The organism is Salipiger pallidus, assembly GCF_014643635.1.
Taxonomy (GTDB): Bacteria; Pseudomonadota; Alphaproteobacteria; order Rhodobacterales; family Rhodobacteraceae; genus Salipiger; species Salipiger pallidus.
In genome coordinates, this window is record NZ_BMJV01000003.1 from 43,192 (window position 1) to 56,522 (window position 13,331).

A 13,331-nucleotide genomic window follows, 5' to 3' on the forward strand; every position below is an offset into this window, starting at 1 on the left:
TCCTTTCAAAGGAATTTGACCTCGTGGAGCCGCGCATGCCTCGTGACCGGACCGTCGCCCTGCGTGGCGATGCGGTCCACCGCCGCCGCGAGACCCTCGTAGGCGACGGCCATGTGGTGGGCGTTGGCGTGCAGGATCTCGTCGGGCCCGCTCACCCAGGCGACGTGGCCTTGCCAGAACAGCAGATCACCGCGTTGCGGGGATGTATCTGGTCCAAGCGTCTCTCCCAACTGCGCGGCCTGCAAATCGCTGTCTCCGGGACAGGGCTGACCGAAAGCGGCAAGCGCGGCCTGCACGAGGCCCGAACAGTCGATTCCGAACGCGCTGTTGCCGCCCCACAGATACGGCGTCCCGAGGTAGAGCGCCGCCACCGCAACCGGGTCTGCGTCTTGCGTCGCGGCCCCAAGATGCGCGGTGGGAACCCAGCCCAGCTCGGTCTCGGTAAAGCGGCCCTCCGTCTGTCCTGTGGGGCGAAGCCGTGAGAGATGGGGCAGGGCGAGGCGTTCCGGTGTCTTCATGTCGGGCAGGCCGTAGACATGGGTCTGCCGCGCGAGGACGATGGTCTGTGCTTCGTCGTCGGCCACGGCAGGCCGGACGGTGTCGGCAGCAAGCCAGCCGGCGTACTCCTCGGCCGGAGCATAGCCGAACACCGCGCCATCCCGCTCATCAAGCACATCGAACACCGCACCGTAGCGCAGCTGCCGTTCACGCGCCCCGCCCGGGGTCATGGCGAGATCGGCAACCGGAGCGCTTACCCGGAAAGCGCGTGGATCGACGGGGCGCAGATCGGGGAAACGTTCTGCCAGCGCCCGCGTCACCACCCTGTCATTTGCCGGACGTTCTCTTGCGTCCATCACAGGCCAAGCGCTCCGGGCAGGGCGGCAAGGATGGCGCGCGGCCCCTGTGCCGCGCCGCCCTTTGTGCGCGCGGGAGCAGGGCTGGGGTTCCAGCCATAGATGTCAAAATGCACGTAATTCGGGGTGTCGGTCACGAAGCGGCGCAGGAACAGCGCGGCGGTGATCGACCCGGCCATCCCCCCCGCCGGCGCGTTGTCGAGATCGGCGATGCCCGGCTCGATCTTTGCCTCGTAAGGGTCCCAGAACGGCAGGCGCCAGAGCGGGTCGGCCTGCGCCGAGCCTGCCGCCTGCAGGGCTGCGGCCATGCCGTCATCGTCGCAGTAGAACGGTGCGAGGTCTGGGCCCACCGCCACCCGTGCGGCGCCGGTCAGGGTGGCCATGGAGATGATGAGGTCGGGCGTTTCCTCGTCCGCCAGCGCCAGCGCGTCGGCCAGCACCAGGCGGCCTTCGGCGTCGGTGTTGTTGATCTCGACGGTCAGACCCTTGCGGGAGGTCAGGATGTCCTGCGGCCGGAAGGCATTGCCGGAGACCGAATTCTCGACCGCTGGGATCAGCACCCGCAGCCGCAGCGGCAGGCCAAGCGCCATGATTGATCGTGCAAGGCCGAGCACGTTTGCCGCGCCCCCCATGTCCTTTTTCATCAGCCCCATGGAGCTTCCGGGCTTGAGGTTCAGCCCGCCGGTGTCGAAACACACGCCCTTGCCGACCAGTGTCAGTGTCGGACCAGCCTCACCCCAACGCAGGTCGATGAGCCGCGGCGCACGGGGCGAGGCGCGCCCGACCGCGTGGATCATGGGGAACTCGGCTTCCAGCGTCTCCCCGGTGGTGACCTCGATGCTGGCCGAATAGGTCTGCGCCAGCTCGCGCGCGGCGGCCTCGAGGTCGGCGGGACCCATGTCTGAGGCGGGCGTGTTGATGAGATCGCGGGTCAGCGCTTCGGAGACGGCCAGGACCTCGATGCGGGCAGCGTCGATCCCTTCGGGGGCGACCAGCCCGGCCACCACCGGAGTGGTCCCGGCATAGCGGGTGAAGGCGTAGCCCGACAGCAGCCAGCCAAGGGCCTCTTCTTCGGCGGCGCTTTCCGGCAGGCCCGAGGCGATGCGATAGCTGTGCCGCCCCAGCCGTGCCACGGCGGCGGCCAGTGCGAACCGGGTGCGGCGGCGGGTTGCGGCGGTGCCGTACCCGGCAATCGCAGCCACGGGCGTTCCGGCCGTGCCGGGGATCAGCAGCGCGTCGCCGATGGCGCCTGTGAAACCGGCAGCCTCGACCCAGGCGCGGGCTTCGGGGTGGGCGTCAAGAAAGCCTTCGACGCCGTCGCTTTCAACGACGTGAAGCGGCAGTGTATCGGCGTCGGGTTCGGCAAAGCGGAACGACATGGGCGGACCTTTCGGGGCAATGCGGATCACAAAGGATCGGGCAGTGAAACGTTGCCCGAAACCTAACGTTGCCAGTGCCACCTGCAAGGGGCTGCGCCGTCGCGCGAGCGCTGGAGGGCTTGGTCCCTCGGGTCCGCTCCTCAGGGCTCTTCGGTCGATCAGCTCTACGGGCCCGTCTGACCGCCCTTCTTGTCAGCCCGGCCCCGTCCAGCCAGCCCTTTCAGGTCAGGTCAGGTCAGGTCAGGTCAGGTCAGGTCAGGTCAGGACAACCGTCAGTGTCCGTCCGCTCGCGTCAGACCTTCCAGGGCGAACCGCTGGAATTCCGTGGCTATCGACGCAACTCGTGATCGATGAGGCGTCGCGGGGCGATCATAGAACCGGGACGCAACATTCAAAGTGACAGGTCCTGCAGGTCCCATATGGCGTAGAGTGACCGTTCCCCGATCCGTGACATGCGCGCCAGCGTGGCCGAAAGGGCCACCGCATCGCCATCGTCGATGCACTGCACCACGTGCCCCGCCACGTGGGCCAGTCCGGACATCCCGATCTGGTCGGCGATGGCCCTCAGCGCGCGGGTGCATTTGCGCATGTCCACGTAGTTGTGGTCCGCATGCAGCCGGTCCGCCTGCCCCAGCCTGTAGGCCAGTTCTTCCATGGCACGGCACAGCATGTCCTCGCCATCGCGTGGCCCCATCTGGGCGTACAGCTCCTCGAGCCTGTCGGGATCGAGCCCCGCTTTTTCAAAAGGGGTAATCATCGCCACCTGTTCCACGGCCTCATCCAATCCATCGTCACGTCCCCACGGCGTTGCGGTCTAAGGCTGCCGAGTTCCCAAAACGTTAGACAGAAGGTATTTATTCTCTCGAATTCCGCTCGAATTCGGCCTATTGCCTATCGAAACCCGGATATCGAGGAGACCATGATGCAGGCTGCGAAACCGCTTCCGAACTATCTCGTGCAACGTTTCCATGGCTGGAAGGCCACCAGCTACAGTGAGAACCACGCATGGTTCAAACGGCTTGCGTCCGAGGGTCAGCACCCGCGCGCGATGATCATCTCTTGCTGTGACAGCCGGGTCCACGTGACATCGATCTTCGGCGCGGACACGGGCGAGTTCTTCATCCATCGCAACATCGCCAACCTCGTGCCGCCCTACCAGCCGGACGGCAACCAGCACGGCACCTCGGCGGCGGTGGAATACGCCGTGACCGCGCTCAAGGTCGCGCATGTCATCATCATGGGCCATTCCAGCTGCGGCGGCGTTCAGGGCTGCCTCGACATGTGCTCGGGCAAGGCGCCCGAGCTCGAGGAGAAGTCGAGCTTTGTCGGCCGCTGGATGGACATCCTGCGCCCCGGCTACGAGAAGGTGAAGGATCTCCCCGAAGAGGCCCTGCCCAAGGCGCTCGAACAGCAGGCGATTCTGACCTCGCTCGAGAACCTGATGACCTTCCCCTTCGTGAAGCAGGCGGTCGAGTCACAGGAGCTGTCCCTGCATGGGGTCTGGCACGAGATCGGGACCGGCAGCCTCGAGACCTACGATCCCAAGGCCGGCAGCTTTTCGGGAATCTGAGCCCGTCTCAGTCCAGCGAGGCCGAGCAGCCGTCTCGCCCGAGCCTGAGGACGGGGCGGCCGATCCGGCGTGCAATTGACGCCAGTGGCGCGCCAAAGCCGTGACCGGTGCCGAGGATGGCGCCGGTTTCTGCGCTCATGATGACCATGTGCCCCATCCGGAATCCCAGCGCATAGCCCTTGCGGGCAAGACCTGCCGCGAGGCTGGGCCAGTCGGGTGCCTGTTCGAGGATCGGCAGCAGGGCCTGCCGCAGCAGTGCCGCGGTCTCGGAGTCAAAATTTGCGAAGTCTTCGGGTGTGGCGGTCTGGAAATGCATTGTTGTGCTCCTTGCCTGGTGCGGTCAGCCTGCCATCTCAAGGGGGCACCATTTTGGCGGTGAGATCGTAAAGGCTCCGGGCGCAGCAAAGATGCAACACCGCCTCTGAGCGGGCCTCGTGTGGCCCCGGTGGCCGTCGCCCCGCGGCCGTTCGGGATCGCAACCGTGGGGGGCAGGAAAGGGGGCAATGGCCAGCGAGCCGTCTGCCGGTTTTGCGCGAAACCCGGGCGCCCAAGAGAGAGCGAGAGAGCTGGAGGCCCGGGGACGTGGAAGGCTCGGGAACCGGCGCCCGTGCGAAGGCCCCTACGGATGGGCCTGCGGCGGCAAATCTGACATGTTCAGAGCCCTAGAACGCGCAGCAGCTTTTCAAGCACGCTGGTCTCGAGCCGCTGGGGGCGTTCGTGGCGCTCGCACAGCAGAAGGCTGCGTGCGGTCAGGGCTTCAATGCGGCGCCCGCGGGCGATGGTGACGAGATCTTTGGTCATGGCGTGGCTCCGATGTTGTGGGCCCTTCTGGCCGGGGACTGTGCGTTCTGTCTTCGCTGATGTCGCCGTTGTATCCTGCCGTATGCCGCTCCGCTACGCATCCAAGGGATAACCGGGGGCATCTGAGGGGCAGCGCGGCTATCCGTCCGGGTAAAAACAGCCTCACGAAATGCGAAAAGGGGCCCGCGATGGGGCCCCTTTGCATGATGTCGTCGATGCGCTGAAGCGGATCAGCCTTTCTTCAGCGCCTTCTGGCCAAGCACCTCGGCGATCTGCACGGCATTCAGGGCCGCGCCCTTGCGCAGGTTGTCCGACACGCACCAGAGGTTCAGGCCGTTCTCGATGGTCGAATCCTGGCGGATGCGGCTGATGAAGGTGGCAAAATCGCCGACGCATTCCACCGGGGTGACGTAGCCACCGTCTTCGCGCTTGTCGACGACCATGATGCCGGGTGCCTCGCGCAGGATGTCGCGGGCCTCGTCTTCATCGAGGAATTCCTCGGTCTCGATGTTGATCGATTCCGCGTGGCCGACGAAGACCGGAACGCGCACGCAGGTCGCGGTGACCTTGATGCTCGGATCGACGATCTTCTTGGTCTCGGCGACCATCTTCCACTCTTCCTTGGTCGAACCGTCGTCGAGGAAGACGTCGATGTGCGGAATGACGTTGAAGGCGATCTGCTTGGGGTACTTCTTGGGCGGCACCTCGGTCACCGGGTTGTAGACCGACTTGGTCTGCTCCCAGAGCTCGTCCATGCCTTCCTTGCCAGAGCCGGAAACCGACTGGTAGGTCGACACCACGACGCGCTTGATCTTGGCGCGGTCATGAAGCGGCTTCAGCGCCACGACCATCTGCGCGGTCGAGCAGTTGGGGTTCGCGATGATGTTCTTCTTGGTGTAGCCCATCACGGCGTCGGCGTTCACTTCCGGCACCACCAGCGGCACGTCCGGATCGTAGCGGTAGAGCGAGCTGTTGTCGATCACCACGCAGCCGGCCTTGGCGGCTTTGGGGGCGAATTCCTTGGTGGCCTCGGAGCCTACTGCGAACAGCGCCATGTCCCAGCCGGTGAAGTCGAAGGCGGCGAGATCCTGGGTCTTGAGAGTCTTGTCCCCGAAGCTCACCTCAGTGCCGAGCGACCGGCGCGAGGCCAGGACGGCGATCTCGTCCACCGGGAACGCACGCTCTGCGAGGATGTTCAGCATTTCACGGCCCACGTTACCCGTGGCGCCGACGACGACGACCTTATAGCCCATGTGGCTCTCCTTCCATTTATGTCCCGTCTTGCAGGGCAAGTGCTCTGCGCGGGTTTGGCGCGGGTCTTACCGCATGCGGGGGTGCAACGAAAGAGTGTTCACGGGTACCGGGGCAAAGGCGCTGCCTCGCTGCTTTAAAATGAAAGCACAACTTTTGTGCGAGTGACTTTCATTTAGCCTCGTGAACCATTATGGAAACCGGCATAGGTGAAAAGCCGCTCATTCTTGCAGGTGCAGCAATTCCGCACTTGTCTACTCGTTGAGCAGCCGCCTAAGTGGAACGTGTTTTTTGATGACTGAACTAAGTAATCGAGTCGCTTGCAGCCACCCTAAAGGGTGACCCGGGACTTGGTCCCGTGCGCGATATTTTGATTATGCATTGCGTAACTGCGTTCGAAGAGGAACGACCTGAATGCTATACTGGCTCGTCACGTCGCTGACGCGGACCCAGAAACAGCTGCTTTTCATGCTGGCTGACGCCTTGTCGATCATTCTAGCCATGATCGCCGCGCTTCTCCTTCATGCAGTCGTAAACCCGGATATCGAGAGCGTTTCCGGACTGATGCTTCCGCTGGCGATGATGGTGCTTCTCGGCGGGGCGGTGTCCTGGTGGTTGGGGCTGCCGCATCTGAAGCTCAACGCCTATGACACGCGCGGTATCACGCGATCCGCCTATTTCGCCGCGATCACCGGGCTTGCCGGGGTGGCGTTCAGCCGCTTCGGCACGCCTCAGCTGGCGCTTCCGGTCTATTTCAACTTCTCGCTGCTGCTGCTGGTGACCTGCGTCGGCTGGCGCATCATGATGCGCTACGTCACTCTCGAGATCTACCGCCGCGGTGGCAACCGCATGCGGGTTATCATCTACGGTGCAGGCCAAACCGGTCAGCAGCTGGCGCTGGCACTGCGCCACGACAATCGCATCGACCCGGTCGCCTTCGTTGACGACAATCCCACCATGCAGAGCCAGGTCGTGGCCGGGCTGAAGGTGCATGCCTCGTCTGCAATCCAGGACCTGATCTCCAAGAAGAGCGTTCAGCGCGTGGTGCTGGCAATGCCCTCCATCAGCCCGCCGCAGACCGCCCGCATCGCCCATGGCCTGCGCAAGATAGGGGTCGAGGTTCATGCCCTACCGAGCTTTGCCCAGATGGTTGGCGAGGGCGAGCTGCGCAAGCGGGTCACGCCGGTGTCGCTTGATGACCTGCTGGGCCGCAACCGGCTGGAATCGCAGCTTCCGGGTGTCAGCCACGCCTATACCGGACGCCGCATCATGGTGACCGGGGCAGGCGGCTCCATCGGGTCCGAACTGTGCCGTCAGCTCATCGCCTGCAAGCCCGATTGCGTGGTGCTGGTGGATCACTCGGAACTGAGCCTCTACAACATCGAGAAGGAATTGCGCGAGACATCGCAGGGCATGTCCGTGGTGCCGATCCTCGGGTCCATCCTCGACGAGTCTCTGATGTCCGATGTCATGGCACAGCACGATATCGAGGTGGTTCTGCATGCCGCCGCCTACAAGCACCTGCCTTTGGTCGAGTGCAACGTCCTGGCCGGTCTGCGCAACAACGTGCTGGGGACAAAGGTTCTGGCCGACTGCGCCCGCGAGGCCGGGGTCGAGCGCTTCATCCTGGTATCCTCGGACAAGGCCGTGCGGCCGACCAACGTCATGGGCGCCTCCAAGCGCCTGGCCGAGCTGGTCGTGCAGGATCTTGCGACCCGCAGCACCGGCACGCGGTTTTCCATGGTGCGCTTCGGAAACGTGCTGGGTTCGTCGGGGTCCGTCATTCCTTTGTTCGAAGAGCAGATCGCCCGCGGCGGTCCGGTGACGCTCACCGATCCCAAGGTGACACGCTTCTTCATGACTATTTCCGAGGCGGCGCGGCTTGTGCTGCTGGCGGGGTCCTTTGCCCGGGGCGGCGATGTCTTCGTGCTCGACATGGGCAAGCCCGTGGCGATCCGAAAGCTGGCGCGCCAGATGATCGAGGGCGCAGGCTATACCGTCAAGGACGAGGAACACCCCGAGGGTGACATCGAGATCAAGGTCACAGGCCTGCGCAAGGGCGAGAAGATGCACGAAGAGCTTCTGATCTCGTCCGACATGCTGACCACGCCGCACCAGAAAATCCTGCGCGCACAGGAAAGCTACCTGTCCGAGTTCGAGCTGGCGACGGCACTGAAGGACCTGCGCATGGCGATCTCGAGCCTCGACGAGGAGATGGCGCGGGGCGTCATCGCACGCTGGGTCGAGCAGGGCGAGAAGCCTGCCGTCGAGAAACAGCGCGTCTGATCGGCGTGCTGGCCGTGGCCGGGACCGTGCTGGTGCGTATTTGCAAAGAGAAGAAGATGTAAGGGGGCGCGAAGCCCCCTTTTTCGTGCCCGGTGGTTAACGGCCCGGGATGTCTTCGCGGGCAGGGGCGGTGCTCCATTCCTCGATGATCGCGGCGGCCTCGTCGGCGGTCTCCACGAAGCGGAAGAGGTCGAGATCCTCGGGACTGATGGTGCCCGCGTCCTCGAGCGCCTCCCAGTTGATGACCTTTTCCCAGAAGGCGCGGCCAAACAGCAGGAAGGGCACGCGGTTCATGCGGCCGGTCTGGATCAGGGTGAGCGCCTCGAACATCTCGTCGAGGGTGCCGAAGCCGCCGGGGAAAACGCAGATGGCGCGGGCGCGCATCAGGAAGTGCATCTTGCGGATGGCGAAGTAGTGGAAGTTGAAGCACAGGTCCGGGGTCACGTATTCGTTCGGCGCCTGCTCGTGCGGCAGTACGATGTTGAGGCCGATGGACACGCCGCCCGCCTCTTGGGCGCCGAGGTTGCCCGCCTCCATCACGCCGGGGCCGCCGCCGGTGGTGACCACGTATTCGCGGTTGCCGCTGGCAATGGATTTCTCGGTCATCCGGTGTGCAAAGAGGCGGGCCTCCTCGTAGAAATGCGACAAGTCGGCGAGGGTCTTGGTGCGCGCGCCGTCCTTTTCCGCCGCCGAGGGGATGCGGGCGCCACCGAAGAGAACGATGGTCGAGTCGATCTGGTGCTCGTCGAGGACAAGCTGCGGCTTGAGCAGTTCGAGTTGCAGGCGGACCGGGCGCAGCTCGTCCTTGCACAGGAATGCCTCGTCCGCGAAAGCCAGCCTGTAGGTGGGCGCGCGGGTCTGCGGCGTGTCGGGAATCGCCTCGGCGGTCTGGCGGTCGTGGCCTGCGTCGCGGAAGTTCGAGTGGCGGTCGTCATGCATGTAATCTTGGATCCTTGTCCTGCCCGGTTCCGTGCCGGGTGTTCTGCCCTTTTGTTCGACTATAGCGCGGGCAGTGGTGGCGTCATCATCAGAGCATCGGGCGGACCGTGAAAGCTGCGGTTTGCCCGGGGGTCACGGCAGCAACAGCGTCTCGAGGCTGCGGCCCATGACGCGGGCGCTGCCGAGCATGTCGTCCACGCCAACCCATTCGTCCGGCTTGTGCGCCAGTTCCAGAACGCCCGGCCCATAGGCAATGCAGTTCTTCAGCTTGCCGATGCGGTCGATGTGCTTCTGGTCATAGCTGCCGGGCGAGGCGACATAGGTCGGGTCCACCCCCAGTTCATCGCGGATCGCCTGTGCCACGGTGGTCACCACGGGCGCATCACGGTCGGTCATCGAGGGGATCACGCGGTTGAGCTCGCGCAGCTCATAATCGAAATTCGCCCGCCGTGCCTTGAGGTCATCCAGCAGCGCGATCACCTCATCCCGCACGCCGTCGGCGGTTTCTTCCACGAGAAAGCGGCGGTCGATCACGATGCGGCAGCTGTCGGGCACGCAATGCGCTGGAAGGCCGTCGAAATCGGGCGGATTCTCGGGCTGGCCGCCGTGGATGGCGTTGATGTTCATGGTCGACTGCCGCGCCCCCTCGGGCACCACCGGCATATCCGTGTGACGGGCGGCCATGGCGGGGAAAAGCCGGTCCTCGAAGGCCTGAAGCACCGCCCCCATGTGGCGCACGGCGCAATCCCCGAGGAAGGGCATGGAGCCGTGGGCGATCTCGCCCTTCGTCTCGATCTCGGCCCACCAGCCGCCCCGGTGGCCAAGGCAGATCCGGTCCTTGTCCAGCGGCTCGGGGATGATGACATGCTGCACCCGCTCGGGCGCGAAATAGCCCTGTTGCGCAAGGTAGGCGACGCCGCCGTAGCCGCCGGATTCCTCGTCTGCGGTGGCGCTGATCTCGATGGCGCCGGCGAAATCGGAGTGCTGTTCGAGGAACGCCTCGACGGCGATGACAGAGGCCGCCAGCCCGCCCTTCATGTCGCAGGCGCCGCGCCCGTAGATGCGGCCCTCGTCAAGCTCGCCGCCGAAGGGATCGCGGGTCCAGCCCTGGCCGACCTCGACCACGTCGTGGTGGCTGTTGAAATGGACGCAATCGCCGGGCCGCGTGCCGTCGCGCCGGGCCACGAGGTTCCAGCGCGGATAGGTGTCGCTGTCGCCCGGCGCGCCGTGGGCGCGGATCAGCTCGCAGGCAAAGCCACGGGCCGACAGGCGGCATTCGAGCAGTTCGCAGATGTCGCGGTAGTGGGTGCCCGGCGGGTTCAGCGTGGGCACCCGGATCAGCGCCTGGGTGAGGTCAATCAGGTCGTCGCGCTTGGCGTCGATGCGGGAGGAAAGCTTTGTCATGTGGACAGCTTTCCCGGGTTTGCCGTCCGGCGCAAGGCTCAGAACAGGTCGGGGGCCGGGCCTATGGGCAGGATGCCCAGCCATGTGCGCCCGCCGCGGAACTCGAGCCCCACGTCGATGCTGTCCTCGCGGCCCGACAGGCCCGAGAGCAGCTGCGCCGTGCCTTCGATCAGCGTCAGGACCTCGGACGGCATCCGCCCCGCCTCGCGTTCCGCCGCGATGGCTGCCGAAAGGTTGTCTGCGCGGATCGTCAGCTCGCCCTCGATCTCGCCATCCTCGGCCACGTCGAGATCGGCGGCGAGCGCGAGGTCGAGCGCCCCCTGCGTCAGGTCGAGCCGGCCCACGCGGATGCGGCGCAGATCCTCGATGGTGACGGTGCCCCCCATGGCCTCGGGGGCGATCCCGGCCTCGCCTTCCAGCGCGAGGCTGCCGCTGCCGGACGCGCCCGCTGCGGCAAATTCGGTGGCGTTGAAGGCGACGCTGTAGGCGGGCTGATCCGGCACGCGGCGCAGGGCGCCGGTGACACCGGACATGGCCGCCGAGGCCGTGCCGGAGACATTCACCACCTCCGCCTCGAGGTTGAACCGCTGCAGCGCACCGCCGTCTTGCACCGCACTGGCGCGCAGGCCTGTGGCGTCCACGTCGTAACGGTCCTCCCCCTGCGTGACCGAGAACCCGTCCGGCAGGGCGAGGATCACGTGGTCGCGGTTCCACACCATCTGGAGCACCTGCAGCACCGGTACCTCGGCGTCATACCCCGCCGAGGCATCACTTCCACGCAGGCCGGTAAAGGTGGTGTCGATGCGGTTGGGGAAGCCGTCGATGCTCAGATCGTCCCAAGCAACTTCGACCCCATCCGCGCGGCGGTCCTCGGCCCAGGCCTCGATGGCGGACCGCTGGGCGGAGGCGGACCAGAACCAGAAGGCCGACCATGCGAGCGCGGCGGCGACGACGACGAGGACAAGGCGTTTCACGGGTAAGGGCCCTTTCATGGCTTTGCGTCATGGTGTTTACAGCGCAAGAGATGAAAGGAAAAGAAATGGCGCTCTGGGTCTTCGGCTATGGCTCGCTTTTGTGGAACCCGGGATTCCCGGTGGCGGAACGCCATCACGGCATCCTGAACGACTACCACCGCAGCTTCTGCATGCGCTCGATCCACCATCGCGGCACGCCCGACCACCCCGGCCTCGTGCTGGCGCTGGACGAACGGCCCGGATCGTTCTGCGAAGGGCTTGTGCTGCGCGCCGAGACGGGGACCGAGGAGGCGACACTGGACTACCTGCGCGAGCGTGAACTGGTGTCCTCGGCCTATCTGGAAAAGCGCCTGCCGGTGAACCTGAAGGACGGACGCACCGTCGAGGCGGTCACCTACGTGATCGACCCGGGCCACGTGCAGTACTGCGGCGGCCTCCCGCTCGAGGAGCAGGCGATCGCCATCGCAACCGCCGTGGGAGGCATGGGGCCGAACACCGAATACCTTCTCAACACCGCCGACCACCTCGACGAGTTGGGGATACCCGATGCGGAACTGCACTGGTTGCGGGATCGCGTGGGGCAGATGGCCGATAACCGCTTGGCTTGATTGACATGCCACAATAGGCTTTGCGCAACAGGCACCCTTTGCCAGGAACGTTCATGAACCAGCCCGACCTCCAGGCCGAGCCGCAATTCAGCCAGCCCTTCCGCCAGATCGCCCTCATGCTCGCGGTGATCGGCCTGTGCATTGCGGGCAGCTTCGTGCTGCTGCCGCGGGTGCTGCCGGTGTTCGAATCGAACCCCTGGCTCAACGGGTTCATCGCCTTCGTCTTCGTCCTGGGCGTGCTGGCCTGCTTCTGGCAGGTGGCGCAGCTGATCCAGTCCGTGCGCTGGATCGAAGGCTTCGCCGCCGACCGGGACACCGGCGCCGACGCCCCGCGCCTTCTGGCGCCGCTGGCCGCGATGCTGCGCCGCCGCGACCGGCGGATGCAGATCACCACCACCTCGACCCGGTCGATCCTCGATTCGGTGGCCACCCGCATCGACGAGGCGCGCGAGATCACGCGCTATCTCGTGTCGTTGCTGATCTTCCTTGGCCTTCTGGGCACCTTCTACGGCCTCGCCACCACGGTGCCGGCGCTGGTCGACACCATCCGCAGCCTCGCCCCCGCCGAGGGCGAAAGCAACATGGACGTGTTTACCCGCCTGATGACCGGCCTCGAAAGCCAGCTGGGCGGCATGGGCGTGGCCTTCGGTTCGTCCCTGATGGGGCTCGCGGGCTCGCTGGTTGTCGGTTTGCTCGAACTTTTCGCCGGGCACGGGCAGAACCGCTTCTACCGTGAGCTCGAGGAATGGCTGAGCTCGATCACCCGGCTGTCCTTCTCGGGCGACGGGGATGGCGCGGGCGAAGGCGGTACCAATGACGCCGTGGCACAGGTGCTGGACCAGATGACCGACCAGATGGAGCGGCTGACCCTCATGTTCGCCCGCTCCACCGAAAGCCAGATGGAGGTGGATGGGCGCATCGGCCAGCTGGCAGATTCGCTGGAACGCATGACCGAGCGGCTGGAAGCGACGGCGCCGTCGTCCTCGTCGCTTGCCCGCATCGCCGAAGGGCAGGAACGCCTTGCCGACGTCATCGCCGACCGCGAGACTGCTGATGGCTTTGATGCCGAAAGCCGCATGCGCCTGCGGTCCATCGACGTGCAGATGTTGCGCCTTCTCGAAGAGGTCGCGGCTGGCCGGCAGGAAAGCATGGCCGAACTGCGCACGGATCTTGCCACGCTCAACCGCACGATGACCAGGCTGGCGCAATCGGCACAGCCCCAGTCGGTGACGGTCCGCCCCAGCCGCCCTCGTACGGAAAGCTGA

At 65.4% G+C, this 13,331-nt stretch carries 13 protein-coding genes; 4 read left to right on the top strand and 9 right to left on the bottom strand.

Annotated features, from left to right (window positions below):
* Nucleotides 1-5: 5 nt before the first annotated feature.
* The 3 genes from IEX41_RS08190 to IEX41_RS08200 form a co-directional block, all read right to left on the bottom strand.
* Nucleotides 6-854, bottom strand: a complete 849-nt coding sequence (locus IEX41_RS08190; RefSeq protein ID WP_188790114.1) for a C40 family peptidase — start codon at nucleotides 852-854, stop codon at nucleotides 6-8.
* The gene (locus IEX41_RS08195) at nucleotides 854-2,233 is read right to left on the bottom strand and encodes a leucyl aminopeptidase family protein (protein ID WP_188789762.1); all 1,380 of its coding nucleotides are present in this window, start codon (nucleotides 2,231-2,233) and stop codon (nucleotides 854-856) included. The genes IEX41_RS08190 and IEX41_RS08195 overlap by 1 nt, the downstream gene beginning before the upstream one ends.
* Nucleotides 2,234-2,624: 391 nt before the next feature.
* Entirely contained in the window at nucleotides 2,625-2,990 is a 366-nt protein-coding gene (locus IEX41_RS08200; protein WP_188789763.1) for a hypothetical protein, read from the bottom strand.
* A 165-nt stretch (nucleotides 2,991-3,155) separates the two neighbouring features.
* Here IEX41_RS08200 and IEX41_RS08205 point away from each other — a divergent pair, with 165 nt between their 5' ends.
* The gene (locus tag IEX41_RS08205; protein WP_188789764.1) at nucleotides 3,156-3,803 is read left to right on the top strand and encodes a carbonic anhydrase; all 648 of its coding nucleotides are present in this window, start codon (nucleotides 3,156-3,158) and stop codon (nucleotides 3,801-3,803) included.
* Between the two features lie 7 nt (nucleotides 3,804-3,810).
* Here the strand turns inward: IEX41_RS08205 and IEX41_RS08210 are convergent, their stop codons facing one another.
* From IEX41_RS08210 to IEX41_RS08220, 3 genes are all read right to left on the bottom strand, one after another.
* On the bottom strand, nucleotides 3,811-4,119 hold the full coding sequence (locus IEX41_RS08210) for a hypothetical protein (RefSeq protein ID WP_188789765.1): 309 nt from the start codon (nucleotides 4,117-4,119) through the stop codon (nucleotides 3,811-3,813).
* A gap of 338 nt (nucleotides 4,120-4,457) precedes the next feature.
* Entirely contained in the window at nucleotides 4,458-4,604 is a 147-nt protein-coding gene (locus tag IEX41_RS08215; RefSeq protein ID WP_188789766.1) for a hypothetical protein, read from the bottom strand.
* Between the two features lie 230 nt (nucleotides 4,605-4,834).
* A complete protein-coding gene (locus tag IEX41_RS08220) occupies nucleotides 4,835-5,857 on the bottom strand; it encodes an aspartate-semialdehyde dehydrogenase (RefSeq protein ID WP_188789767.1) in 1,023 nt (340 codons plus the stop codon).
* 412 nt (nucleotides 5,858-6,269) lie between these two features.
* Between IEX41_RS08220 and IEX41_RS08225 the strand changes: the two genes are divergently transcribed.
* Entirely contained in the window at nucleotides 6,270-8,141 is a 1,872-nt protein-coding gene (locus IEX41_RS08225) for a polysaccharide biosynthesis protein (protein ID WP_188789768.1), read from the top strand.
* Nucleotides 8,142-8,237: 96 nt separating this feature from the next.
* Here IEX41_RS08225 and IEX41_RS08230 read toward each other — a convergent pair whose 3' ends face one another.
* From IEX41_RS08230 to IEX41_RS08240, 3 genes are all read right to left on the bottom strand, one after another.
* On the bottom strand, nucleotides 8,238-9,080 hold the full coding sequence (locus tag IEX41_RS08230) for an LOG family protein (protein ID WP_188789769.1): 843 nt from the start codon (nucleotides 9,078-9,080) through the stop codon (nucleotides 8,238-8,240).
* Nucleotides 9,081-9,212: 132 nt separating this feature from the next.
* The gene (locus IEX41_RS08235; protein WP_188789770.1) at nucleotides 9,213-10,484 is read right to left on the bottom strand and encodes an acetylornithine deacetylase/succinyl-diaminopimelate desuccinylase family protein; all 1,272 of its coding nucleotides are present in this window, start codon (nucleotides 10,482-10,484) and stop codon (nucleotides 9,213-9,215) included.
* A 38-nt stretch (nucleotides 10,485-10,522) separates the two neighbouring features.
* Nucleotides 10,523-11,458, bottom strand: coding sequence for a DUF2125 domain-containing protein (locus tag IEX41_RS08240; RefSeq protein WP_188789771.1), 936 nt, complete (start codon nucleotides 11,456-11,458; stop codon nucleotides 10,523-10,525).
* Nucleotides 11,459-11,523: 65 nt separating this feature from the next.
* On the opposite strand from IEX41_RS08240, the gene IEX41_RS08245 reads away from it, so the two are divergent.
* Nucleotides 11,524-12,066 carry a gamma-glutamylcyclotransferase gene (locus tag IEX41_RS08245; RefSeq protein ID WP_188789772.1) on the top strand — a complete coding sequence of 181 codons (543 nt, stop codon included), beginning with the start codon at nucleotides 11,524-11,526 and terminating at the stop codon, nucleotides 12,064-12,066.
* Between the two features lie 53 nt (nucleotides 12,067-12,119).
* Nucleotides 12,120-13,331 (top strand): biopolymer transporter ExbB, encoded by a 1,212-nt coding sequence (locus IEX41_RS08250; RefSeq protein WP_188789773.1) that lies wholly within the window; start codon nucleotides 12,120-12,122, stop codon nucleotides 13,329-13,331.

Bases quoted from the DNA above. Each gene is read 5' to 3' on its own strand.
- IEX41_RS08190 (WP_188790114.1), bottom strand. From the start codon at position 854: ATGGACGCAAGAGAACGTCCGGCAAATGACAGGGTGGTGACGCGGGCG.
- IEX41_RS08235 (WP_188789770.1), bottom strand. From the start codon at position 10,484: ATGACAAAGCTTTCCTCCCGCATCGACGCCAAGCGCGACGACCTGATT.
- IEX41_RS08195 (WP_188789762.1), bottom strand. From the start codon at position 2,233: ATGTCGTTCCGCTTTGCCGAACCCGACGCCGATACACTGCCGCTTCAC.
- IEX41_RS08225 (WP_188789768.1), top strand. From the start codon at position 6,270: ATGCTATACTGGCTCGTCACGTCGCTGACGCGGACCCAGAAACAGCTG.
- IEX41_RS08210 (WP_188789765.1), bottom strand. From the start codon at position 4,119: ATGCATTTCCAGACCGCCACACCCGAAGACTTCGCAAATTTTGACTCC.
- IEX41_RS08200 (WP_188789763.1), bottom strand. From the start codon at position 2,990: ATGATTACCCCTTTTGAAAAAGCGGGGCTCGATCCCGACAGGCTCGAG.
- IEX41_RS08250 (WP_188789773.1), top strand. From the start codon at position 12,120: ATGAACCAGCCCGACCTCCAGGCCGAGCCGCAATTCAGCCAGCCCTTC.
- IEX41_RS08230 (WP_188789769.1), bottom strand. From the start codon at position 9,080: ATGCATGACGACCGCCACTCGAACTTCCGCGACGCAGGCCACGACCGC.
- IEX41_RS08245 (WP_188789772.1), top strand. From the start codon at position 11,524: ATGGCGCTCTGGGTCTTCGGCTATGGCTCGCTTTTGTGGAACCCGGGA.
- IEX41_RS08220 (WP_188789767.1), bottom strand. From the start codon at position 5,857: ATGGGCTATAAGGTCGTCGTCGTCGGCGCCACGGGTAACGTGGGCCGT.
- IEX41_RS08215 (WP_188789766.1), bottom strand. From the start codon at position 4,604: ATGACCAAAGATCTCGTCACCATCGCCCGCGGGCGCCGCATTGAAGCC.
- IEX41_RS08205 (WP_188789764.1), top strand. From the start codon at position 3,156: ATGCAGGCTGCGAAACCGCTTCCGAACTATCTCGTGCAACGTTTCCAT.